The 22,783-nt window shown below is 72.1% G+C and carries 18 protein-coding genes and 2 pseudogenes; 9 read left to right on the top strand and 11 right to left on the bottom strand.

Translation table 11 applies throughout. The features are described from left to right. The first annotated feature begins 8 nt into the window (after positions 1-8). A complete protein-coding gene (locus tag G569_RS51670) occupies positions 9-644 on the top strand; it encodes a class I SAM-dependent methyltransferase (protein ID WP_037499255.1) in 636 nt (211 codons plus the stop codon). Between the two features lie 403 nt (positions 645-1,047). Here the strand turns inward: G569_RS51670 and G569_RS0126290 are convergent, their stop codons facing one another. Together G569_RS0126290 and G569_RS51675 are read right to left on the bottom strand one after the other, a co-directional pair. Then, the gene (locus G569_RS0126290; RefSeq protein ID WP_028065650.1) at positions 1,048-1,827 is read right to left on the bottom strand and encodes an ABC transporter permease subunit; all 780 of its coding nucleotides are present in this window, start codon (positions 1,825-1,827) and stop codon (positions 1,048-1,050) included. A 53-nt stretch (positions 1,828-1,880) separates the two neighbouring features. Continuing rightward, positions 1,881-2,534: pseudogene (locus G569_RS51675) on the bottom strand (ATP-binding cassette domain-containing protein); the annotation flags it as partial. A 9-nt stretch (positions 2,535-2,543) separates the two neighbouring features. Here G569_RS51675 and G569_RS0126300 point away from each other — a divergent pair. Together G569_RS0126300 and G569_RS0126305 are read left to right on the top strand one after the other, a co-directional pair. After that, positions 2,544-3,818 carry a sensor histidine kinase gene (locus tag G569_RS0126300; protein ID WP_084285576.1) on the top strand — a complete coding sequence of 425 codons (1,275 nt, stop codon included), beginning with the start codon at positions 2,544-2,546 and terminating at the stop codon, positions 3,816-3,818. Then, entirely contained in the window at positions 3,815-4,471 is a 657-nt protein-coding gene (locus G569_RS0126305; RefSeq protein ID WP_028065652.1) for a response regulator, read from the top strand. Before G569_RS0126300 ends, G569_RS0126305 begins: the two co-directional genes overlap by 4 nt. Before the next feature lie 179 nt (positions 4,472-4,650). Here the strand turns inward: G569_RS0126305 and G569_RS0126310 are convergent, their stop codons facing one another. Beyond that, on the bottom strand, positions 4,651-4,884 hold the full coding sequence (locus G569_RS0126310) for a hypothetical protein (RefSeq protein WP_028065653.1): 234 nt from the start codon (positions 4,882-4,884) through the stop codon (positions 4,651-4,653). A gap of 415 nt (positions 4,885-5,299) precedes the next feature. Between G569_RS0126310 and G569_RS0126320 the strand changes: the two genes are divergently transcribed. Beyond that, positions 5,300-6,724: an AMP-binding protein gene (locus G569_RS0126320; RefSeq protein ID WP_028065654.1), complete on the top strand. Its 1,425-nt coding sequence runs from the start codon at positions 5,300-5,302 to the stop codon at positions 6,722-6,724. On the opposite strand, the gene G569_RS66080 is transcribed toward G569_RS0126320, so the two are convergent. Next, positions 6,721-9,111 carry a helix-turn-helix transcriptional regulator gene (locus tag G569_RS66080; protein ID WP_028065655.1) on the bottom strand — a complete coding sequence of 797 codons (2,391 nt, stop codon included), beginning with the start codon at positions 9,109-9,111 and terminating at the stop codon, positions 6,721-6,723. The genes G569_RS0126320 and G569_RS66080 overlap by 4 nt on opposite strands. Before the next feature lie 494 nt (positions 9,112-9,605). Between G569_RS66080 and G569_RS58935 the strand changes: the two genes are divergently transcribed. Beyond that, positions 9,606-11,201 carry an AfsR/SARP family transcriptional regulator gene (locus G569_RS58935; RefSeq protein ID WP_169542243.1) on the top strand — a complete coding sequence of 532 codons (1,596 nt, stop codon included), beginning with the start codon at positions 9,606-9,608 and terminating at the stop codon, positions 11,199-11,201. Here G569_RS58935 and G569_RS0126335 read toward each other — a convergent pair whose 3' ends face one another. The 6 genes from G569_RS0126335 to G569_RS61500 all read right to left on the bottom strand — a co-directional run bounded on the left by G569_RS0126335 (position 11,202) and on the right by G569_RS61500 (position 17,126). Beyond that, the gene (locus G569_RS0126335) at positions 11,202-12,500 is read right to left on the bottom strand and encodes an ABC transporter substrate-binding protein (RefSeq protein ID WP_028065656.1); all 1,299 of its coding nucleotides are present in this window, start codon (positions 12,498-12,500) and stop codon (positions 11,202-11,204) included. Then, the gene (locus G569_RS58940; protein ID WP_053227001.1) at positions 12,490-14,334 is read right to left on the bottom strand and encodes a serine/threonine-protein kinase; all 1,845 of its coding nucleotides are present in this window, start codon (positions 14,332-14,334) and stop codon (positions 12,490-12,492) included. The genes G569_RS0126335 and G569_RS58940 overlap by 11 nt, the downstream gene beginning before the upstream one ends. A 101-nt stretch (positions 14,335-14,435) precedes the next feature. After that, positions 14,436-15,002 (bottom strand): hypothetical protein, encoded by a 567-nt coding sequence (locus tag G569_RS0126345; protein ID WP_157592319.1) that lies wholly within the window; start codon positions 15,000-15,002, stop codon positions 14,436-14,438. 155 nt (positions 15,003-15,157) lie between these two features. Next, positions 15,158-15,820 (bottom strand): class I SAM-dependent methyltransferase, encoded by a 663-nt coding sequence (locus tag G569_RS0126350; protein WP_028065658.1) that lies wholly within the window; start codon positions 15,818-15,820, stop codon positions 15,158-15,160. Positions 15,821-15,985: 165 nt separating this feature from the next. Next, the gene (locus tag G569_RS0126355) at positions 15,986-16,711 is read right to left on the bottom strand and encodes an alpha/beta fold hydrolase (protein WP_028065659.1); all 726 of its coding nucleotides are present in this window, start codon (positions 16,709-16,711) and stop codon (positions 15,986-15,988) included. Positions 16,712-16,916: 205 nt separating this feature from the next. Then, the gene (locus tag G569_RS61500; protein WP_157592320.1) at positions 16,917-17,126 is read right to left on the bottom strand and encodes an SHOCT domain-containing protein; all 210 of its coding nucleotides are present in this window, start codon (positions 17,124-17,126) and stop codon (positions 16,917-16,919) included. Positions 17,127-17,300: 174 nt separating this feature from the next. Between G569_RS61500 and G569_RS51690 the strand changes: the two genes are divergently transcribed. After that, positions 17,301-17,510, top strand: coding sequence for a hypothetical protein (locus G569_RS51690; RefSeq protein ID WP_037499259.1), 210 nt, complete (start codon positions 17,301-17,303; stop codon positions 17,508-17,510). Positions 17,511-17,818: 308 nt separating this feature from the next. Further along, positions 17,819-18,034: a hypothetical protein gene (locus G569_RS0126375; RefSeq protein WP_028065660.1), complete on the top strand. Its 216-nt coding sequence runs from the start codon at positions 17,819-17,821 to the stop codon at positions 18,032-18,034. On the opposite strand, the gene G569_RS0126380 is transcribed toward G569_RS0126375, so the two are convergent. Continuing rightward, positions 17,991-21,065 (bottom strand): ATP-binding protein, encoded by a 3,075-nt coding sequence (locus tag G569_RS0126380; protein WP_028065661.1) that lies wholly within the window; start codon positions 21,063-21,065, stop codon positions 17,991-17,993. The two genes, G569_RS0126375 and G569_RS0126380, sit on opposite strands and share 44 nt — an antisense overlap. A gap of 64 nt (positions 21,066-21,129) precedes the next feature. Here G569_RS0126380 and G569_RS0126385 point away from each other — a divergent pair, with 64 nt between their 5' ends. Both G569_RS0126385 and G569_RS0126390 read left to right on the top strand, forming a co-directional pair. Beyond that, the gene (locus G569_RS0126385; RefSeq protein ID WP_169542244.1) at positions 21,130-22,194 is read left to right on the top strand and encodes a class I SAM-dependent methyltransferase; all 1,065 of its coding nucleotides are present in this window, start codon (positions 21,130-21,132) and stop codon (positions 22,192-22,194) included. A 296-nt stretch (positions 22,195-22,490) separates the two neighbouring features. Next, positions 22,491-22,783 (top strand): annotated as a pseudogene (locus G569_RS0126390) (IS110 family transposase); the annotation flags it as partial.

Genomic DNA, 22,783 nt, shown 5'->3' on the forward strand with positions numbered 1-22,783 from the left:
ACGCCTTCATGCGCGATACCGAAGCGGCCCTCATCGAGACCTACCGCAAGCGGGCCCGGCACTACGACGTCACCTCCCGGCTCGTTCCGTTCGGCCCGCAACGGGCGCACCGGCGCAGGGCCGTGCGGGCGCTTCGGCTTCGCCCGGGCGACAGCGTGGTCGAGATCGGCTGCGGCACGGGACTCAACTTCCCATCGATCGAGCGGGAGATCGGTCCCGGTGGCCGCATCGTCGGCGTCGACCTGACCGACGCGATGCTCGCCCAAGCCCAGCAGCGGATCGAGAGCAACGGCTGGAGCAACGTCAGCCTCGTGCAAGCCAACGCGGCCGAGTTCGAGTTCCCGACCGAGGTCGACGCGATCCTCGCCACCTACGCACATTCGCTGCTGCCGGAGCCCGGCCAGGTCATCGCCCGCGGCGCCGCGTCGCTCTCCGCCGGCGGGCGTTGGGTGGTCCTGGATCTCAAGATCCCCGAGTACGCACCCCGCTGGATCGCGCGGTCGGGCGCCCTGGAGGAGTGGCGCGCGCGCCGTCCGTGGGAGGCGATCCGCGCGGCCATGCAGGACACCCTGGCCGATCTCTCCTGGACCGAGTTGTTCTTCGGGATCGCCTACCTCGCCGCCGGTTCCGCCGCCGGCGCCTGAAGTCCTGATGGCCTCCGTTCGACGGTGCATCTGCAGGGCGGCCGTCCCTGCTCGCTGAGCTCTCGCGCGGCGAATCCGACGAGACCCACACCACCCGCTAGACCAGCATCTGGCCACGAGGACCAGCGCTGAGCCGGGCGACAGCTCCAATTCGACGAAACCGAGCTCGATCACCGCCGCGACGGCGCGCCTGTGGCCGCCGCGCGCCAAGAGCCATGCAGCGATTAGCGTTCTATGTGCGTGATGCGCGATGCTCGTCACAGGCGTGGGATCGTGCGGCGGCTGGTCTTCCTCGGACCGGGAGTCGCGACCGTTCTTGAACTCGCGTCCCGGGAGCTTCGGCGGTATGGAGCGCTCCTTGTGTGGGCGGACGATCCAGTGAGAACCGGCCGTCTCTGAGTGCCTACGAGGAGGCCACGTCCCGGTGACGCAGGCGCATGAAGCCGATCGCGAGCGGCACGAGGACCCACAACGCGACGCCGGCGGCCAGGTGTGCCCAGTCCTGCCCAGAGATGGCTGGATGGGCGTCGTTGAGTTCGCCGCTGGTTGTGCCGAGGTCGATCCAGCGCAGGACGCGGTCAGCCGCGGGAACCGTGGCGGTCAGAGCGACGATGACCGTCGGGATGACGAAGCTCAGCACGATGGCCGGTGCGGAGCTCATGATCAGCAGCCCGAGCGCCGCTCCGGCGAGCATCCACATCACGATGAAGGGGACGGCGGCGACGACGCCGGAGACGGCGATGTCCCATTTCGCGTGACCGTCGGTGAGCGCCGGCACGAGTGCGGTCGCCGCCAGCGAGGTGAGCAGGCAGACGCCGACGAAGACCAGGGCGATCGCCCCGCTGGCGAGGAGCTTCACGGCGATGACGCGCTCGCGACGCGAAACCAGGGCGAAGGTCGTCACGGCGGTGCGCTGGGACCACTCGCTCGTGATGGCGAGGACGCCGAGAACGGGAAGCGCGATGCTGCCCGTGCCGATCGTGCGCTCGAAGAACACTCCGAACGTGGGGGTGTGCTGATTGCCGGCGGCGAGCGTGATGGCGGCCACGGCGATCGCCGCCAGTCCGGTCGACACGAGCAGCCAGAACCCGGCTCGCGTGTCGACCGTCTTGCGCAACTCGATCGCGAACAGCCGGGACAGTGAGGGCCCGGGGGCGAACGGGGGGGCGGCTGCGGTACTCATCGGGAGGCTCCTTCTGTGAGCAGCGAGAGGAACAGGTCTTCAAGGTCGACGCCGTCGACGAGCAGTTCCTCAGCGGCTCCTTGGGCGACGATCCTGCCGCCGCCGATCACCACCAGCTGGTCGGCGATCTTCTCGACCTCGCGCAGCAGGTGCGAAGAGAGGAGCACGGTTCCGGCGCGGTCCGCGAAGTCGCGCAGCAGTCGGCGCATCCAGACGATGCCCTCTGGGTCGAGGCCGTTGGCGGGCTCGTCGAGGATCAGCACCTGCGGCTCGCCGAGGAGCGCGTGGGCGATGCCGAGCCGCTGGCGCATGCCGAGCGAGTACGTGCGGACCCGTCGGCGGGCCGCCTTCCCGGCCAGGCCGACGTCGTCGAGGACTGCTTCAACGCGGTCACGCTCGACGCCGAGCGTCATCGCGGCGATGGTGAGCGTCTCCTCGCCGGTCCGTCCGCCGTGCTGGGCTGAAGCGTCGAGCAACACGCCGACGTGGCGGCCGGGGTTCGGGATGGCGTCGTATGGCGTGTCGAGGACCGTCGCCCGTCCGTCCGACGGCTTGGCGAGCCCGCAGATCATCCGGAGTGTGGTGGACTTGCCGGCTCCGTTCGGTCCGACGAAGCCCGTGACGGTGCCGGGCGTGCAGCGGAAGGAGATGTCGCTGACCGCGGCCAGAGAGCCGTAGCGCTTGGTGAGGTTCTCGACTTCGATCATGTCGGGTTGATGGTCACCGCTGACCGCGGCGAAGACCATCGGGCGGGCGGTCACATTCGCGTAGTTCTTTCGGCCGGGGCACGTGTGCACTTCCGGCCGATTGCGCCGCCCACGGCGGCGCTCTACGGTGACCCCGTGGTACGCCGCGCCCTTCGTTCGTTCTTGGCCGAGCCGCGGCCCCCGCTCGCGCCGCCGCCGCTCTCTCGTGACTGGGTGCTGGTCGCAGTGCTGGCGGCGGCCGGCTTGCTCGAGGTTGTCCTGCGGGACGATGTGGCGTGGCCGGGCGTCGCGTTGGTCGCAGGGGTGGTCCCGGCGATCTGTCTGCCGTGGCGGCGCACGCGCCCGGTCCTCGTGACCGCGGTGGTGACCGCGTCGTTCGTGCTCGGCGACGCGCTCATGGTGCTGCGCCACGGGGAGCTGATCGATCTCTACGTGCTCGCCTACGTTCTGCTGATCCCCTATGCGCTGTTCCGATGGGGAAGCGGCGTCGAGGCGGCGGCCGGGATGGCGATCGTCCTGGCCGTCCCCGTCTTCGCGACGGTCGCCGGAGGCAACCTCGGCGACCTCGCGCTCGGCCTTCCGTTCTTCGCACTTCCCGCCACATTCGGCGCCGCGATGCGCTACCGAGCCCGCTCCCGGCTGGGCGAGGCCGACCAGATCAGGCTCCGCGAGCGCGAACAACTCGCGCGCGAGCTGCACGACACTGTCGCCCATCACGTTTCGGCCATCGCCATCCGCGCCCAGGCCGGGCGCACGCTCGCCCCTACGCAGCCCGAGGCAGCCGTGGAAGCCCTCGAGGTGATCGAGGAGGCGGCCTCGCGCACGCTCGCCGACCTGCGGGGGCTGGTCGGGGCGCTGCGCGACCGCGACGAGGCCGACCTCGCGCCGCAGCGCGGCGTTGCCGACATCGAGCGACTGGCTCACGGCCTGGGCGACGGACCGCGCGTCGACGTGCAACTGGCCGGCGACCTCGATGGTCTGCGCCCGCTCGTCAGCGCAGCGATCTACCGCATCGTCCAGGAGTCGGTCACGAACGCTGTTCGGCACGCGCGCCGCGCGACTCGCATCGACGTGCACGTCGCAGGCCACGAGGATTCCGTCCGGCTGATCGTGAGCGACGACGGCGATGCCGTGGCCCCCGTCGCGGGTCGCTCGTCGGGATACGGCCTCGTCGGGATGGCCGAGCGGGCAGCGCTCCTGGGGGGCACGCTCCAGGCCGGCCCGGGCGCAGACAACGGGTGGACGGTCACCGCCGTGCTGCCGCGCGACGGGAGAGCGGCATGAGCGTCCGCGTGCTCGTGGCCGACGATCAGGAACTCGTCCGCACCGGGCTCAGGATGATCCTCGACGCACAGCCCGACATCGAGGTGGTGGGCGAAGCCGCAACCGGGCGCGAGGCGGTGGCCCTCGCGCGCGAGCTTCGCCCCGACGTGTGCCTGTTCGACGTCCGGATGCCGGAGCTTGACGGGATCGAAGCGACCCGGCTGCTCGCCGGGCCCGGCTCGGTCGACCCGATGGCGATCGTGGTCATCACCACCTTCGACCTCGACGAATACGTGCACGGCGCCCTCAAAGCGGGCGCTCGCGGCTTCTTGCTCAAGGACGCCGGTCCGGAACTTCTGGTCCAGGCGATCCGATCGGCTGCGAACGGCGACGCGCTGATCGCCCCGAGCGTTACGGCCCGGCTGCTGGCAGCGTTCTCAGGCTCACGCCCGGACGCCCCGCCGGCCCAGCCGAGCGAGCCGCTGACCGCGCGCGAGGAAGAGGTGCTGGCAAGGGTCGCCGGCGGACGCACGAACGCCGAGATCGCCGACGAGCTGTTCATCAGCCTCAGCACCGCCAAGACCCACCTCGCCAGCCTCATGAGCAAGTTGGGGGCTCGCAACCGCGTCGAGCTCGCGATGTGGGCCTACGAAACGGATCGCGTCAAACGCTGACCCGGGTCTGCCACTACCGCTTCGGACGAGAGAGCCATAGTGGTGCGGCCCGGTTCATGACACAGCAACGCGTCGACGGCCACCGCGTCCAGTCGCCGAGCCGCGGCGGGGGCTGTTGCCACCCCCAGCGGTTCAGGTCGCGTGGGCGAGCGACCGGCGTCCCGCCGATCGGCGGAGTCTTAGACACCGAAGCTGCCGGCGAACGCCGCGGGCTCGGGGCGTCCCCTGTGGCCGGCCCGCTGCAGGATCGCCGGAACCTCGGGGTCAGACACGCAGGTCTGCCAGCCATCGGCGTCCCAGTCGAAGACGACCGCACCACTGGAGTCGTGCTGCCTGCGCTTGTCAGCGCCGTCGGTCGAGAAGACCTCGAGGAAGCGGTCGAGATCCTCGTCCTGAGTCGCCGCGAGAAGCACTGCGGTCTCCTTTGATTGGTGTGGGGCGCGGACGGTCGTCCGCGGTCACGTGGCGAGGGCCGGCGTGCGGACGACGCGTTCTCGCGGCTCGCTCGTTCCGAGCGTGTCGACGACCTCGACGCGGCCGTCGCGGGCGCGCGCGATGTACATGTTCATGCGCGCATGGTGCTGGCCTGGAACCATCGACGCGGGGCCACTCGCAACAGGCTCGGGCGTCCTCTTCCGACGCGGTGCCGTCGATGCAGACGAGAAGGGCGGGCACCTATCGACAGGAACGAGTTGCGCTCGACTTGTTCAGGTCGGCGGCTACGAGCGCGATCATTCTCGTGCACCACTTCGATGGCGCGCCATCGCCTCACGATGCACATGACATCTGTCACTACCGGCGCGGCCGGGGGAGGCGTACGGTCGCCGCATGATCTGGCGCGGCGAGCCCTCCTTCACCCCGGAGCCCGCGCTCGTCGACGAGGAGATCCTGCGCGCGGCCGTGCGCTACGCGCCGAGGGTCGCCGTCGCCGACGCGAGCAGCGGGCGCACCCTCACCTTCGGGCAGCTCGCGGACGGTGTACGGCGGCTCGCAGCGGGTCTCGCGGACCGCGGCATCGGGCGCGGTGACGTGGTCGCGATCACGGCTCCCAACGGGCCCGACTACGCGGTCGCGCTCTTCGGGGCGCTCCACGCGGGTGCCGGCGTGGCGAGCGCAAACCCCGCGCTGACGGCGACGGAGCGCGAGCACCTGTTCGCGCTCTGCTCCCCGCGGCTCGTGTTCACCGACGGGTTGGACATGCTCGGCGAGTTGCTGGCCGCGCCGCGGCCCGCGGCGCCCGACCGCGACCCGGATGACCTCGCGATGCTCTTCCCCTCCAGTGGCACGACCGGGCTGCCGAAGCTCGCCATGCACACGCACGCGACGACGACCGCCTTCATGCACGCGTTCGCGATGGCGCCGTGGGCGCAGGTCGAACCGGCGGATGTCGTCGCCGTCGCGATCCCGTTCCCGCACCTCTTCGGCTCGGCGGTCCTCACGCATGCGCTGCGCAACGGCGCCACGGTGGTCACGCTCCGGCATTTCGACCTGGAAGCGTTCCTGCGCGCGCTCCAGGATCACGCGGCCACGGTCGTCCCCGCGACACCGCCGCTGCTCGCCGCGCTTGCTTACCACCCGCTCGTCGACCGGCTCGATCTGAGCGCGGTCCGGCACGTGATCACGAGCGCCGCGCCGGCCGCGCCAGAGCTGCAGGAGGCGGTCGAGGCGCGGCTCGGCTGCGTCGTCGGCGACTACCTCGGGCTCACCGAGGCGTGGTGCGTCGCGCCGGCGGCGAACCCGGTTGTGCGCGGCTCGGTCGGACGACTCGGTCCGAACCTCGAGGCGATGATCGTCGACCCGGAGAGCGGAGCGCGCCTCGGCGCCGGCGAGCATGGCGAGTTGTGGGTGCGCGGCCCGCAGGTGATGACCGGCTATGTCGGCCACGACCCACGCGACCGCGACGGCTGGTACGCGAGCGGCGACCTGTGCCGCTTGGACGCTGCCGGGAACCTGTACGTGATCGATCGCCTCAAGGAGCTGATCAAGGTCGGCGGCTGCAGCGTCGCGCCTGCTGAGGTCGAACGCGAACTGGTCGCGCATCCCGCGGTTGCCGACGCCGCCGTCGTGGGTCGGCCCGACGCCGAGTTGGGCGAGGTCCCCGTCGCCTACGTCGCGCTCGACGGTTCTGCGGAGGACCTCGACGCGTGGCTCGCGGAGCGGCTCGCGCCATGGAAGCGTCCGCGCGAGGTCGTCGTCGTCGAGCGCGTGCCGCGCTCACCGGCCGGCAAGCTCCTGCGGCGATCCTTCGCCTAGTCCGGGAGGAGCCGCCCGAGCTCGGCCCGGCGCGACACGCCGAGCTTCGCGAAGGCGGTCGAGAGGTAGTTGCGCACCGTCCCGTCGGAGAGGTAGAGGCGCGCGCCGATCTCGCGGTTCGTCAGCCCGCCGGCGGCGAGTTCGACGACCTCGCGCTCACGCGAGGTGAGCGGGGCCAGCGCGCCGGGTCGACGGCCCGGTAGCGCCGCGGCGCGCGCGCCGACCCGGGCGAGGCCGTGTTCCTCGCACACGCGCCGCGCCCGCGCAGCGCAGCCCGCGTCACACCACAGCTCGGCGGCAAGGACGACCCGCGGCGCGCGCTCATAGAGGGCGGCCGCGGCCTGGAAGTGGCGCGTCACGTCCGCGCCGGGCGCGGTGAAGGCCTGGACGGCCTCGGCCGCGGCCATCACCCCGGGCCCTGAGGCGACGCGCACGAGGTCCGCGATCCGGCGGCGGGCGAGCGCCTTTGCCTCGTCGTCGCCTGCCGCGGCGCCGGCGCGCGCGAGCACGTAGGCGGAGTCCGCGGCGACGTCGCTGAACGGTTCGGGCGCGAGCGCGTCCAGCCGGCGTACCGTCCGCAGCGCGGCCGCCGCGCGCCCCGCGTGGGCCTCGCACACCGCGCGGACGTTGAGCACGTGCGCGCCTGTCACGGCGCGGCCGAGCGGGTCGAAGTCGAACTCGGTGAGCATCGCGTCGGTGCCCGCGGCGAGCATCGCGAGCCCGCCCTCGGCATCTCCCTGCTCGAACTCGCGGTAGCCGTCGACGATCGCCAGCATCGAGGGCTCTTCACCCAGCGCGGCCTTCATCGTGTCGACGCCCTCGCCGATCTGGCCCGTCATCAGCAGCGTGTTCGCGAGCGCGACTTGCCCTGGTCGGCGGACGGCGTCGGCGTCATGGCCGCCGATCGCCACCGCGCGCCGCTGCAGGTCCAGGCACTCGAGCGCATGGCCCTGCGCGAAGCGCGCGACGGCGCGGATGGTCAGCACGCGGCTCTCGCGGCCAGGGTCGGCGCGCACGTCGTCGAACGCGAGCGCCTCCTCGAGCAGCGCGTCGCCGCGCTCGAACTCACCAAGCGTGAGCAGCGTCATGCGCGCGGCGCGGGCGAGGGCCATGCCATCGCGCCGCTCGCGAGCGGTCTCGACAGCTGCCGCCACGAGGTGGCTGGCACTCGCGCGCTCGCCTGTGGCCATCGCCGCTTGGGCGTCGACGAGCAGCCGCTCGACCGGTTCGTCGCGGATCGCCGCCGAGCGCCGTACGTGCCGGTAGTCGAAGGCGGGGTCGAGCCGCATGCGCACGGCGCGGTCCCGCCGCCCGGCGGCGATATAGGCGCGCTCCGCCGCTACAAGCCAACGCCGCATGGCGGCGAGCTCGCCGATCCGCGCCGCGTTCACCGCCGCCTCCTCGTAGAGCTCCGCGGGCTGCGGGCGGCGCAGCGCGATCTCGAAGCACTCGAAGGCGCGCCGCGTCGCGCCCTGCGCGCGCAGGTCGGCCGCCGCCTCGCGCGCGATTACGGCGGCCCGCTCGACTTCGCCCGCCGCGGCCCAGTGGCGCGCGACCCGGTCCGGCGGCCCATCGAGCGCCGCTGCGAGCCGCCCGTGCCAGCGGGCCTGCTCCTCCGGCCCGAGCCGCGCGCGCAGCGCCTCGCCGACCAGCGCGTGCCGCAGTGCCATCGCCTCGCCCACCAGGCCGGCGTCCACGAGCGCCGCCCAGGCGGCGTCAACGTCCTCCACAAGCTGGGCGGCCACCGCCGGCGGGAGCGCCTCGTCGGCGACAGCGAGCGCGCAGGCCAGCTCGCGCGCACTCGCAGGCAGCACGTCCAGCTGCCGCGTCACGGCCTCGACGACCGTCCATGGGACCGTTCCGGCGCTCGCCAGCAGCTGCTCTGCCCAGAACGGATTGCCACCGCTGCGCGCGTAGACGTCCGCCGCCGCGTAGCGCCCCATCGCGGCCGCCATCTGCTCGAAGCCCGCCGGCGAGAGCGGCAGCAGCCGCAGCTCGAACCCGCGGGCGACCAGGTCGGCGAGCGCGCGCACCTCGGCGCTGCCGGCCGGTTGGACCCCGAGCTGGAACGTGAGCACGGTCAGGACGTTCGGTTCGCCCACCGCCGCGAGCGTGGCGGGATCGAGGAAGTGCGCGTCCTCCAGAATCAGCGCGAGCGGCCGCGCGCTGGGCAGCGTCCGCAACGCGCCGCGCGTGCGCGTGATCGTCACGGTGGCGACGGTCCACGGCTCCGGCAGCGAGGCGGCGAACTCCTGAGCAAGCCGGGACTTGCCGGTTCCCGCCTCGCCGGTGATCACGACGACGCCTTCCCGGCCATCGCTGGCGAGCCGGGAAAGCGTTCGGAGCTCGTCGTCACGCTCCACCAGGACGGGGCAGCGCGTCGCCACGCGACGACTTTACCGCGACGTTGTCGACTCCGGTTGAGCTCTACAGACGAAGGCTCCACGTCTGTCGAAATGCCGCCTGCGAGGAGATCTTGCGCGTTCCATACCACGCGAGCGCGACCGGCGTCTCGGCGCTGCCAAAGCAGCAGCCACCGGGTGATGAACAAATCGTGCGCGTCAGGAACGATCCGTTCATCACCCCCCCCGAGCGCGAGCCGGGGGGTGGCAAGGAAAACCTAACTCAGAGGACGGTTCTCCTCGCCACCCCCCCCGGCGGCAAGGGCCAACACCAAGCCGTGGCGCGGCCGCTGCTCCGTTCGCGTGGATGCGTCAGCGATGACGCGATGCTCCAACTGGGAACGGCGAGGCTCTCCCCGTCGGCCGAGGCAAGCGATTGCCGTGGGTCGCGCGGGGTCACCCGGCACGAGTGCGTCGACGCAGCAGCGGCGCTCTCCGAAGGTGTACGAGAGACTCGAGACGAGCTAGGCTCGCCGCGCGTGGGAGTCGAGTTCCGTGTACTCGGGCCACTGGAGGCGATCGTGGACGGCGTGCAGGTACGTCTCGGGGGCCCGCGTCAAAGGGCGCTGCTGGCGATTCTGCTCGTGCAGGCGAACGAGGTCGTTCCTGTCACGCGACTCGTGGACGAGGTCTGGGGTGACGATCCTCCGGTCACCGCGGACAACGTGCTGCAGACGTACGTCTCGCAGCTGCGCAAGGTGCTGGGCCGTGAGGCGATCGCGACCCGTGGACGTGGCTACGTCGCGGCGGTCCAGGAAGGCGCGCTCGACCTGCGCGTGTTCGAGCGCCGGGCGAGCACGGGTGCGCGTGCGCTCGCCGACGGGCGCTTCGGCATCGCGGCGGTGGAGCTCCGCGCTGCGCTGGCGCTCTGGCGCGGGCCGGCGCTCGCCGATCTCGCCGACGAGCCGCCTGTGCGAACGGTCGCGGCACGTCTGGACGAGCTGCGCCTGATCGCGTCCGAGCGCGCGATCGACGCGGACCTCGCGTGCGGGCGTGACGTGGAGCTGGTCGCCGAGCTTGAGGCGCTGGTCGCGCGGCATCCGCTGCACGAGCGCTTTCGGGCGCAGCAGATGGTGGCGCTCTACCGGTGTGGTCGTCAGGCGGAGGCGCTCGAGGCCTTCCATGCCGCGCGCAGCACGCTCGTGGCCGAGCTCGGCATCGAGCCGGGCACGGCGTTGCGCGATGTGCAGCGCGCGATCCTCGAGCACGATCCCGCGCTGGCGACGGCGCGGGCGTCCGCGGGATCGGCCGCGCCCATCGCCGACGATCCCCATCGCATCATGGCCGCGGCCTTCAGGCACACCGCGGAGTCCGCGCTCGTCGCGCTGGGCGCGCAACTCGCCGAGGGCGACGAGCGCGAGCTGGTGGTGGCCGCGTCGGTCGCGAGCGTGGCTGAGCTCGGCGACGCCGTGCTGCGCCTGGAGGCGTTCCGCGACCAGCTGGGCGGCGAGGGGGTGACGGCCCGCACGGCGGCGTTCACCTCGGTCACGCCGGGGCACGACTTCGCCCGCCTCGCGTACGAGCAGGACGTCGAGTTGCTCGTCGTCGACGCTCCCGATGGGCTGCTCGAGGACGCGCGGCTGCTTGCTCTGCTGGACGACGCGCCGTGCGATGTCGCCATCCTGGTCGGCGCGCGGGCACCCGGTCCCGGGCCCGTCCTGGTGCCGTTCTCGGGGTCCGAGCACGACTGGGCGGCGATCGAGCTCGGCGCTTGGCTGGCCCGTGCCTCCCGGCGGGTCCTGCAACTCGCGGGCGCGAGCACCGGTAGTGCCGGCCGCGACGCGAGCCGGCTGCTCGCCAGCGCGTCGCTCGCCGTGCAGCGAGGGCTCGGCATCGCTCCCGAGCCGCTGATCGTCGAGCCCTCGCCGCAGGCCCTCGTGGCCGCTGCGCGCTCCGCGGGGATCGTCGTGGTCGGGCTCACGGATCGCTGGCGGATGACGGGTCTGGGACGAACTCGCACCGCGCTGGCGGTCGAGCCCGACCTGACGACGGTGCTCGTGCGCCGTGGCCTGCGACCCGGCGGCCTGACTCCGCGCGACGACGGCACGCGTTTCACCTGGACGATCGCCGGATGATCACCTCGCCCACGGAGGAGGGGGTGCGCGCCGGCACGCCTCACCGGCGTAACTGGGCACATAATCCGCCGGCAGCAGGCCGCCGACAGACTGATCGACCCCGGGCACGGTCAGCACGGGTGTGAGCTCGGGCAGGCCGGCGGCCGACTCACGGCCGAGGCGCACCACGTTCGCCGAGACCACGGCCTGGCGGTGGTCGTCCATGCGCACCGGGACGCCGAGGAGCGTCGTGCGCAGGTGCGAGAGCTGTGCCCGCAGCCGCCGACGCCCGCCGGAGAGATCGCCGTGCACTTGCTCGAAGGCCCGCAGCACGGACTCGACCGCGGTGTAGTAGTTCATCACCGCCGCATCGCGCGGCTCGCCCGCCGGCGTACTCGGATACGCCCGGGCGTACTCGCGCAGGTATCTCCGGAAGTCCGGCGACGTCTGCGCCGCGTACGACGCCGCGACCACGCCCTCGAGCCCTGGCACGTGGCGGAAGAGGTTCGGGGAGCCGCTGACCTCGGCCCCGAGCACGACGGCATCCTTCCCGCGCCGCGCCAGCGCCTTGAGGATGTCGGGAGTCACGGTCATGAACGATCCGAACACGGCGACGCCGTCGGCGTCCCGCGGGATGCGGCGCAAGAGCTTCCGCGGTCGCTGCGCCGGGATTGGCAGCCGGCGCTGCCGAACCCGCCCTCCGAGCGCACAGAACTCGCGCACGAAGGCCGCCTCCGCGTTCCAGCCGGTCCACACCTCGTCGGGCATCACCGCCACAGTTCGCCACCCGAGCCGGCGGAAGGCGTAGGTCGCCAGCCCGGCCACACCTTGCCCGTAGTCGGCCGCGACCCGGTAGAGGTTGGGCGCCGGCCGCTGGAGCGTGACCTCTCGCGGGCCATTGGCGGCGACGATGAACGGCACCTGCGGATAACGCCGCGCGAGCTCGCGCAGCGCAAGCCCGTCCAGCGCGACCGGGCCGCCCGCCACGACGATGTCGACGCGCTCGCGCTCGACGAGCCGGCGCGCCGTCTCCATGAGCGTGCTGAACTCGCCCGACTCGCTGCAGCCGCGCACGATCTCCACGCGCCGCCCGGCCGCGTTCCCGCCCTCCAAGCCATCGCCCGGCCGCTTCCCCGCCGGCCGGCCGCCACGCGCGATCAGCGGCAGCTCGGCGGCCGCGAGCTCCCCGTCCGCCACCGCCCGGAACACGCCGACACAGTCGACGATCACCCCGATCCGCAGGGGTCGTGGCGGGCTGTCGCCGCACGCCGCCGCGGCGAGCACCACGGCGGCCGCCGCCGCCCAGCGCTTACCGCGCATGCGAGGTCACCCAGACCGCCCCGTCCCCGGCGGCGATCTCGCTCGGCGCGCCTCCGACCTTGACCGTGGCGGTGACCCGGCGGCTGCGCGGATCGACGCGCGAGACCGATCCGTCGATCGTATTGGCCACCCAAACGGCGCCGTCGCCCGCGGCGACGCCGGCGGCGCCGCGGCCCACGCGCACGGCCGGCAGGACCCGGTCCGAGCGCGCGTCGACCGGCACCACGGTGTCGTGCAGCCCGTCGGTGATCCACGCCGCGCCGCCCGCGGCCACCACCGAGCGGGGCGGGAAGGGGAGCGCGATCGTGGCCAGGGTCGCGCCGCTGCGAGGGTCCAACCGCCACACCCGACGGTCCAGGGCATCGCCGAGCACCCAGAGCGAGCCGGCGCCCAGCGCGAGCTCACGGAATTGGACGCGCGCCGTCGAGACGATCCCGGGAGGCTGGTAGGGCAAGAAGATGTGGCGCAGCTTGTGCAGCTTCTGCGCGTCGGTGCTCAGGCGATCGACGAACGGGCAGCCCGCCGCCCAGACCACGCCGTCCCCCGATGCCAGCGCGCACGCGAGCATGCCCAGACTGTCCTTGCGCGCGCCCGTCGCGGCGTCGTAGCGCGAGACCGACCCGGTCAAGCCGTTGCCGTCCACCGCGACGTACACGTCGTCGCCGAACGCGGCGATGTCGCGCGGCTCGCCGTTGGACGAGACACGCTGCAGGAAGTCGGTCGCAGGGTCATAGCGCCACAGCACGCCCTCGCGGAAGTCGCCCATCCAGATCCCGTCGGCGGTCACGGCCACGCCCTGGGGGTAGCCCGGCACCTTTGTCGCCAGGCGCGGGCGGTTGGTACTCATATCGATCAGCGTGAGCGTGCCCTGCGCCCCGGCCGGTCCGGCCGGCTTCCCGCGGGTCAGCCCGAGCGCGACGGCGATGATCGCGAGGGCGACGACCGCGACCGCCAGGACCGGTGCCGGCCAGCGTGAGCGCCGGGGCGCCGGGGGCGAGAGCCCGAGCGCGTCGCAGGCAGCCGCGACCAGCTCCCGGCAGCTGTCGAATCGCTGCGCGGGGTCCTTGGCCAGGGCACGGGCGAGCACCGCATCCACCGCGGGAGGCAAGCCGTCGTGGCGCTCGCTCGCGGCCGGGGCGGGCTCCTCGAGGTGGGCGAAGATCGCCGCCACCTCCGAGCGGTCGCGGAACGGGAGCGACCCCGTGAGGCATTCGAACAGCAGGCAGCCGAGCGCGTACTGGTCGGCGCGGCCGTCCACGACCTCGCCGCGGATCTGCTCGGGCGCCACGTAGTCGACCGTGCCCATGAACTGCCCGTCGCTCGGGCCGGCGGCGGCCAGGCTGTGCGTGAGCCCGAAGTCGGCGAGGTAGGCGTGATCGTGGTCGCCCTGCTGGTCGAGCAGGACGTTGCTCGGCTTCACGTCACGGTGCACGAGGCCGCGCTGATGGGCCGCGTCGAGCGCCTCGGCGAGCTGGCCGGCGATCCTCGTCGCCCGCCCGGGCTCCAGCGGCGCCTCGTTGAGCAACAGGGCCTTGAGGTCGACGCCGTCGACGTAGCGCATGGCGATGAACAGGCGCCCGTCGGCTTCGCCCGCCTCATAGACCGGGACCACGTTGGGGTGGTCCAGGCTCGCCGCCAGCCGTGACTCCCGCAGCAGCCGCTCGCGAAAGCGCTGGTCCTGCGCAAGGCGCTCGGGCAGCACCTTCAGTGAGACCGGGCGCCCCAGCCGCGTGTCGCGCGCCAGGTAGACCTCGCCCATCCCCCCGCGGCCGATCTGGACGCGTATCTCGTACGTGCCGAGCGAGGTGCCGTCGAGTGCGTGTCCCTGGCTCATCGAGCGTGACCTTCGACCGCTCTACTCTCTCCGACCTCAGCGTCGGTGGCAACCCGGCCGCGGGTGGGCGCCGCGACGGCGCCCACCCGGATCGACGCCGGTCAGCACCCGCGCGGCGCGGTGCTCGTCCGTGCGACCGCGCTGGTCTTCGCCCGCGCTCGCGACGACCCGGTTGCTCTGCTCAGCGTGACGTTGCCGATGTACGCGGTCTGGACGCCCTGCGGGGTCTGGGTGTCGACCATCGCCAGCACGCCCGCAGCGCCGGCGAACGCCCCGGTCCCGCCGGTGATCGGATGCGTGCAGGTCCCCCAGACGAGGTTCTGCTGCGCGTCGTATTGCGCCCAGTAGTCGAACCGGAAGAACAGCGTCCCCCACGGATCGCCCTTGTTGCACTTCCCGTTGAGCTTGCGGTCCAGGCAGCCGACGAACGCTTCGGTGCCCTTCACATAAAGGAGTGGGCTCGTGGCGATCGTCTCGGCCGACGTGTAGTACCAGTCGCCGATCAGCCCGCCGCGCATCACCGTCTTGCCGGTGTCCTGATCGACCACGATCGACTGGCCGGCGACCTGATAGGTCGTGGCGGCCGTCGCGGACACTGCGAGCACGAGCGTCGCTGTCGCTGCCACGACGGTCGAGACCCCGAAGCGGCGCAATCTTCGCTTCGGCATGTTTGCCTCCAGTCGTTGAGGGGTCGCGGCCTGGTACCGCGACGACTGGGCGCACTCTTCCGCGGCGCGCTGGAGACTCGCTGAAAGCACGCTTCAAGCACCACGTCGCAGCGGTAGTGCGGCCGGAACGGTTCTGCGGCGATCGCTGCGCGCGGTCAGGTGCGGGGCTTCGCGCGGCCGCCGGCGCCCCAGTAGAAGGGCCCGGCGGTCGAAGACACGGCGATCTCCCACCCGAGCTGGGTCAGCCGACGTTCGAGTGCCCGCGGGGTGTGCGGCACCTTGACCGCGCGGTGTGTCGAGCCATCGCTCAACCGACGACGGATGGTCGACGATGCCGCACCCTCGACGAGTTCATCGACAGTCCGGTATGCGTCGTCAGCGAAGAAGACGCGACCTCCAGGAGCCAAGCAGTCGTCCACGAGCGCCCAGAACGCGTCAAAGCGTTCGAGCGGAACATGCGAGAGCCAGAAGCCGAAGAAGACGACGTCATACCGCCGGTCCGGCCGCCACGCGAACAGATCGGCGAGGACAAACCGGAGGCGATCGTCGTCGCCGACGGTCTCGCGAGCGATCGCCAGCATCTCCGGCGCGGCGTCGACGGCGGTCACGCTCGTGGCGTCTTGGAGCAGCCGAGGCGTCCACGACCCCGGTCCGCATGCCAGCTCGAGCACGTCGCCGGCGGGCGCGAAGCCGTCCAAGGCAGCCTCAATCTCCGAGCCGCCCGGTAGGTCGAGCGCTCCGTCCAGGTACTCCGGCGCACGTGCTCGGTAGTAGGCGATCTGTTCGGTCAGAAGCTGTCCGAGCTCGTCGTCTGCCATCAGGACACGGTACCCACGCCTAGGGCCTCGCCGCTCGGCCCAGGCGCCCGGGGACGGGCGCCCGCGCTCCGGGTTCGCGCAAACCACAAGCGGCCGCGGCTCGGTCGCGTCACGTTCGGCCTTCGCGAGCAGGGCGCAGCACCACCTGCGCCCTGCCCCGAGTGCCTAAGCGACTGGAACCGTCGCCGCCACGGCTTCGCGGATGACCTCCACGACGGCCGCGGGATGCGAGAGGAAGACCGCGTGCGAGGCGCCGTCGACCTCGGTCACCTTCATCCCGGCGCGTTCGTAGCCGAAGCGCTCGACGTCCGGGTTGATCGTGTTGTCGGCGCTGGAGACGATGCCCCACGCCGGCTTTGACCGCCAGGCCGGTGCGCCGGCGGGCTCGGTGAACGCAGCGGCCGAGAGCGGGCGTTGGGAGTGCGCCATGAATCGCGTGGTCTCGATGGGCACGTCGGCGGCGAAGATGTGCGGGAACTCGTCGGGATCGACGCTGACGTCGGTGCCGGGCTCGCCGCCCGCGACCGGGAACGGCGCGTACCGCAGGTTCGCCGCGAGCGGCGAGTCGGGGAACCGGCCCTGGAGCTCTGCGAGGGTCTCGCCCTCATCGAGCGCGTAGCCGTTGACGTAGACGAGCGCCGACACCTTGTCGTGGTTCCCGGCCGCGGTGATGACCGCGCCGCCGTACGAATGCCCGACGAGCACGGCGGGGCCTTCGAGCTGGTCGAGCACCGATGTGACGTAGGCGGCGTCGGCGGAGATGCCGCGCAGGTGGTTCGGCGGGGCGATGACGTCGACGTCGTCGTCGGCGAGCGCGGCGGCGACGACGGCCCAGCCGGACGCGTCGGCGAAGGCTCCGTGGATGAGCACGACCGTGGCGCGAGCAGACACTGCGTGGTCCTCTCTGATCGGGGGCACCGGGAGCCGAGAGTTTGGGCAGCCTGCGTCGGGCTGGCGTACGTCATGTGACCTATTCTTCGGACCGCATCGAGGCGTGCAACCCGCCCGTGGCGTTCCCTCAAGCGTCAGCCGACTCCGCCCGACCGGGGAGCCCGGCTAGAGCGACCGTCACGCCCACTTGCTCGATGTCCGAGGCTCAGCTTCCCTGTAGGAGCTGCTGCTTACGGGCCTCGAATTCCGCTTGGGTCATGTCGCCGGCGTCGAGCTGATCTTTGAGCTTCATCATCTCGACCACCGGGTCGAGTTCGGCCGGGGACGGGGGCGGCGGGGGAGCGGGAGCTGCCGGCGGCTCCGGTACCTTGGGCGCGGACGCCTCATCGTGCGAACGTCGATGGAACAGCGACATGGTCGGTCTCGCTCGTGGTCGGGTTCGGGTCAGGACCATCGAACCGGAAGCGCCCGCCGGGGGCATCATCCCGATCGCATGACCACCCAGTTGGACGCCGTCGCGAAGCATCGGCCGTCAGGTCGGCGCTCTGGGAGCGCAGCTTCGCCGCGGCTCCGCGCTAGCGTGTGGCTCATGGACGTGTGCCGCATCACATGCGTGGACGGAGGAGCGATCGACGTCAGCGGAGACTTGGAGACGGTGGTGGATGAGCTCCACAAGGTGTCCACCCGCCGCGAGCACACGTTCGCGATCCTGCACGATCTCAGCGGAGCCGCGGTCGCCGTGCGGCCCGACGCGGTGCTTCACGTACGACCGCGTGAAGCGGTGACAGACGCCACCTGACAGCGACGCGCGAAGCCGCGCACGTTGACGTTGTCGATGCTGCCGTAGAAGGGAAACGGGCCGCGGTCGTAGTCGACGGATCAACAACGGTCGACGTTCTCAAATCCGTTTCAGCCGGATATCCGCCTCGGCGAGAACGCGACATAAAACGCGGAAGGAGGTCGGCACTCCTCGGTCGTGAGCCCAGGGCCTTGACGGTGATGCCGAGCGTTGACGTGCTCGCCGACGGCGAAGGTGACCGGGACTTTGGCGGGCGGCTGACGCTCGAGTGACGGTCACGCTGCGCTGGCCGCGCGGAGGTCCTCGCGATGCTCGATGGCCTGCATGCCAACGGGATCGCCACGGCGATCCACGACGGCTTCGCCGACGGTCCGCGCGCCGCGCTCACCGTGACGTGCACGCTGCCCGTCGGAATGCTCTACACGAATGTGCTGCTGACCGTCCGCGACGGAAGGATCACGCGCTGGTTCGGGTCGAGGCCTACGATCGGCCTTGGTCTCGGTCAGCCAGGCGCGCTTGCCTGATGGAGCGCTCGACCCAGGGGTGGAGCCCCGCGGCGGTGTCCTGCGCGATCGCCCGCTCGTAGTGGGCGCGGGCGGTGTTCTCGCGGCCGAGCAACCGTGCGAGCCCGCCGAGATGCCGGTCGGCCGCGCCGTAGTGCAAGAGGGCACGGCCCGCGGTGAGTGGCCGTCCGGAGTAGGGCGCCAGCAGCTCGTAGAGCGGCGCGGCGTGTTCGGCGGCGCCGAGGATCACGCAGGCCTCGGCGCACTCGCCCGCCGCTGACAGCCAATTGGTGTCGAACGGCAGCGTGGCGTAGCGGTTGCGGGCGATCTCGTCGAGGTGGGCGCGGGCCTGCTTGTGTTCGCCGAGTTCGGCAAGGCACCACGTGAACCCGCAGCGGTAGGCGCTCCCCGCGGGCGAGTTGGCGACCTTCTCGCGCAGCAGGTCCATGTCGACCGCTGCCCAGTCCGCACGCAGCCAGGCGCCGTGGATCTCCAACAGCTGTGCGAACAAACGGCTGTTGGGATCACCCGCGCGCCCGCCCGCGTCGCGCGCTTGCTCGCGCAGCTCGGCGGCCGTGTCGTAGCGGCCGGCGTGCAGCGCGTCGACCGCTGCCCACAACGGCGTGTACCACTCGTACAGCGGCAGCTTGAGCTCGGCGGCGAGCTCGCCGTGGCGGCGGACCTCGGTGCGCCAGGCGTCAAGGTCGCCCAGCTCGAAGCGGTCGACGACGCGCCAGTTGCGGGCCTGCAGTTCGAGTTGGCGATCATCGGCGGCACAGGCCGCGGCCAGCATCTCGTCAGCGGTCGTGATCCGCTCGTGCAGCCGGTCGGGCCGCCAGAGCGCGACGTGGCGAGCGTTCAACGCGGCGGCCACGGCGCGTGGGTTGCCCTCGGCTCGTTGCACGGCCTCGGCGCTGAGTTGCTCGCTGCGGTCGCGGGCGGGCGTGTAGTAGAGCTCGATCGCGAGCCGGGCGAGGAGCTCGGAGCTGAGCAGCGGATCGCGGTCGCCGACCGCGGCGAGCGCCTCCTCGAGCAGTGCCCGGCGCTGCTCGTCGACCGCCATGACGGCCACGCCGAGTCCGGCGAGCGCCGCGCGGGCGAGCAGCTCTGGGTCTTCGTTGCGGCGTGCGAGCTTGGCGGTGGCGGCGAAGCTGCGGCGCGCCTGGTCGGCCTTGCCGGCGCGCATCAGCGCGTCGCCGAGGGCGAGCTGCAGCGTGCCGTCGTCGGGCGCGAGCTCGAGCGCGCGGGCAAGATGGCTCGCGGCCTCCTCATAGGCGAGCATCGTGATCGCGCGTTCGCCGGCGCGACGCAGGTACTCGACGGCCCGCACGTCACCGGCGGCGTGCAGGTGGTGCGCGATCGCTTCGAGGTCCTGGTCCGCCGAGCGCGCGATGTAGGCCTCGGCGGCCGCACGGTGCAGGCGCAGGCGGCGCAGCGGGTTCATGCCGCTCTCGACGTGCTCGCGGACGAGCGCGTGTGGGAAGGCGACGCGCGCGCCGGCGGTGCGCAACAGGTGCGCGGCGAGGAGTTCGTCGAGGGCGGCCTCGGCGTCGTCCGCGAGCAGGCCGGCCTCGAACTCGAGTCCGGCCACGGCCGCGAACTCCAGGAGGGTGCGTGCCGGCTCGGACACCGCGGCGCGGCGAGCATCGATCATCTGACGCACGCTGTCGGGCACGGTGTCGGCGCCGGAACGCAGGATCTCCTCGACGAAGTAGGCGTTGCCGTCGGTGCGCTCGTGAATCGCGGCCGCGAGCCGGTCGTCGCCGGCGAGCTGCGCGATGTCGGAACGGGTGAGGCCGCGCAGGTCGAGGCGCTCGGCTCCCACGAGCCTGGGCGCCGGCTCGGTCGAGCGCACGGTGGCGAGGATTAGCAGCGGCGCCGGGGGCATGTGCATCAGCGCGGTGAGCAGCGCGAGCGTGCCGCGATCGGCCCACTGAAGGTCATCGATGATCAAGAGCCGCGGCCGCTCGCCTGCCGTCAGCACAGCGTCGATCGCCACGAACAGGCGATGGCGCGCGCCGGCGTCCGGGGCGGGTTCGGCGCTGGCCAGCAAGCGGTCGAGCTCGCCGCCGAAGGCTCTCGGATCTCCGGCGGCGAGGCGGCGCAGCATCTGAGCGAACGGCTCATAGGCTCCGAGCGGCTCTTCCGAGCAGCGCCCGAGCAGCACGACACCATCAAGGCCGGCGGCCAGCTCGAGCGCGAGTCGCGTCTTGCCGACCCCCGGCTCGCCCGCCACCACCACGAGCCGCCGCGCCCGTTGCTCGACCAGGCGGTGCCAGATTGCTCGGAGCCGCCTGAGCTCCTCGGTGCGACCGGCGAACGGCGTCCCGACCGCGGGCAGCGGAGGAGGGGCGATCACCCGCGAATCACCGCGGCGGATCTCCTCGGCCAACTCGCGGGTGGCCGCCGAGGGGGCGACCCGGAGATCGCTTCGCAGCCGCTCGGAGAGTCGGTCATAGAGGGCGAGCGCGGCCGCTCGGTCACCGGCGTGCGCCAAGCGCGCCATCAACGCGCGCCCGGCGTCCTCCGCGAGCGGGTCCAGCGCGTAGGCCTCGCGGGAATGGCGTACCGCCGTGGCGAGATCGCCTTCCTCCTGCGCCCGTGCGGCGAGCTTCTCCAAAACCGCGCCGAGCGCCAGCTGATGGTCGCGGCGGGCCTCGTGGACCCAGTCCTCGTCCATCCCGGTGAGCAGCTCACCCGCGCACGTATCGACCGCCTCGGCCAGCCGCCCCGTCGCGCGCAGACGCTCGAACTCGCGCACGTCGACCCAGGCGCGATCGTCGAGCGTGACGGTCTCGCGCGTGGCGACGACGTGCGCGGCCCCGTCCTGCAACGCGTGGCGCAGCTCGGTCAGTGCCGTCCGCAGACTCGAACGCGCGCTCTCCTCGATGACATCAGGCCAGAAGCGACCGGCGAGGTCTCCGCGTGCGCGCGGGCCGGGGTGCAGTGCGAGCCAGGCGAGCAGTCCGCGCGCACGGCGCGATCGCGGCGGGGCGAGCTCCCGCCCGTCGAGCTCGAGCCGGAGGCCGCCGGCGAGCCGCACGCGCAGCATGTTTGGAGCGTACTTTCACGCTGGCCGCGCGGTGGCCGCGCGGTCGGGGCGGATGCTGGGACGCATGAGCACCATGCAGACGTTCGATCAGGACAAGCTCGCGGCCTTCATGGACAAGGCCGTCGGGAACCTCTCCGGCACCACCGCGACCGTCCTCGCGTTCCTCGGCGACCGGCTCGGGCTGTTCACCGCGCTCGATGCGCGCGGCCCGGCGACCGCCGAGGAGCTCGCCGTCCGCGCGGGGATCGACCCGCGTTACGCGCTCGAGTGGCTGCGCGGGATGACCGCGGCAGGCTATGTCGAGTTCGATGGTGAGCGTTTCCTGCTCCCACCCGAGCAGGCCCAGGCGTTCGCGGCCGAGGGCGGCCCGTTCTTCCTCGCCGGCGCCCAGCAAGAGCTCATCGGCATGCTGGGCCCGCTCGACGAGCTGACCGAGGCCTTTCGCACCGGCGGCGGCGTTCCCCAGTCCGCGTACCCGGCCGACGCCTGGGACGGCATGCGCCGCTTCTCCCAGGGCTGGTTCGACAACCTGCTGCTGCAGGAGTGGATCCCCGCCGCATCCGAGGTGCGCGGCAAGCTGGAAACGGGCGCTCGCTACGCCGACGTCGGCTGCGGGTCGGGACTCGCGGTGATCAAGCTCGCGGACGCGTTCCCGAACTCGACGTTCGTGGGCTATGACCAGTTCGCCGGTCAAATCGAGCGCGCTCGCGCCAACGCTGACGCGGCGGGCGTGGCCGACCGCGTCCGCTTCGAGGTTCGCGACGTCGCCACCGGCCTCCCGGAGTCCTTCGACGTCATCTCCACCTTCGACGTCGTCCACGACGCGATCGACCCCGCGGCCCTGCTCGCCGGCATCCACGCCGCACTCAACCCCGGCGGCGTCTACCTCATGCTCGAGATGAACAGCGCCGACGATCCGGCCGAGAACACCGGGCCGCTGGCAACGTTGTTCTACGGTTTCAGCGTCATCTACTGCATGACCACGTCGCTCGCCCACGGCGGCGCCGGGCTCGGAACCTGCGGCTGCCCGCCCGCCACCGTGCGCGCGCTGAGCGCTCAGGCCGGCTTCTCGAGCGTCGAGCAACTCCCGCTCGACAGCCCGTTCAACATCCTCTACGCGATCCGGTAGCCCGTCAGTCGTCGCCGAGTCACCCAGGACATCTCGGCCGGAGCGTCGCGTGCGATTGCGGGACCTTGGGCGACCGTAGCCGGCGCAACCCGTTCCTGGGCCGCGAGCGGATCTCGCGCGACGCAACAGAGCAGACGCGAGAGTGGTGCTCGTCGACGATCCGACACTCTCGCTCGTCGCGCAAAGATGGCATGAACCGGGTGCCGTTCGGCGCGGCAGCGTGAACCGGGCCTCCTTCGGCTCGGTGCGAGATGGTTCGCGCAGTTGGCAATTGCCGGAGCTCGGAGGAGGCCCTGATGGCGATCGTAGCCGGGTTTGATGTGCACCGTAGGCAGATCACGTTCGACGCGCTCGAGACCGACACAGGTGAGGTGATGCGTGGCCGGATCGCGGCCACGCCGGCAGCGGTGACCGTGTGGGCGAAGCGCTTCTCCGGTCGCGAATTGCACGTGGCGGTGGAGGCCTGCACCGGGTGGCTGTTCGTGTGTGACGCGCTGACCGCGGCAGGCGCGGTGGCGCATCTGGCCGAGCCGGTAGAGACGCGCGCGTTGCGGGGTCGCAAGCGCCGGGCCAAGACCGATCGCGAGGA

Source organism: Solirubrobacter soli DSM 22325 (assembly GCF_000423665.1).
In the GTDB taxonomy this organism is placed as follows: Bacteria; Actinomycetota; Thermoleophilia; order Solirubrobacterales; family Solirubrobacteraceae; genus Solirubrobacter; species Solirubrobacter soli.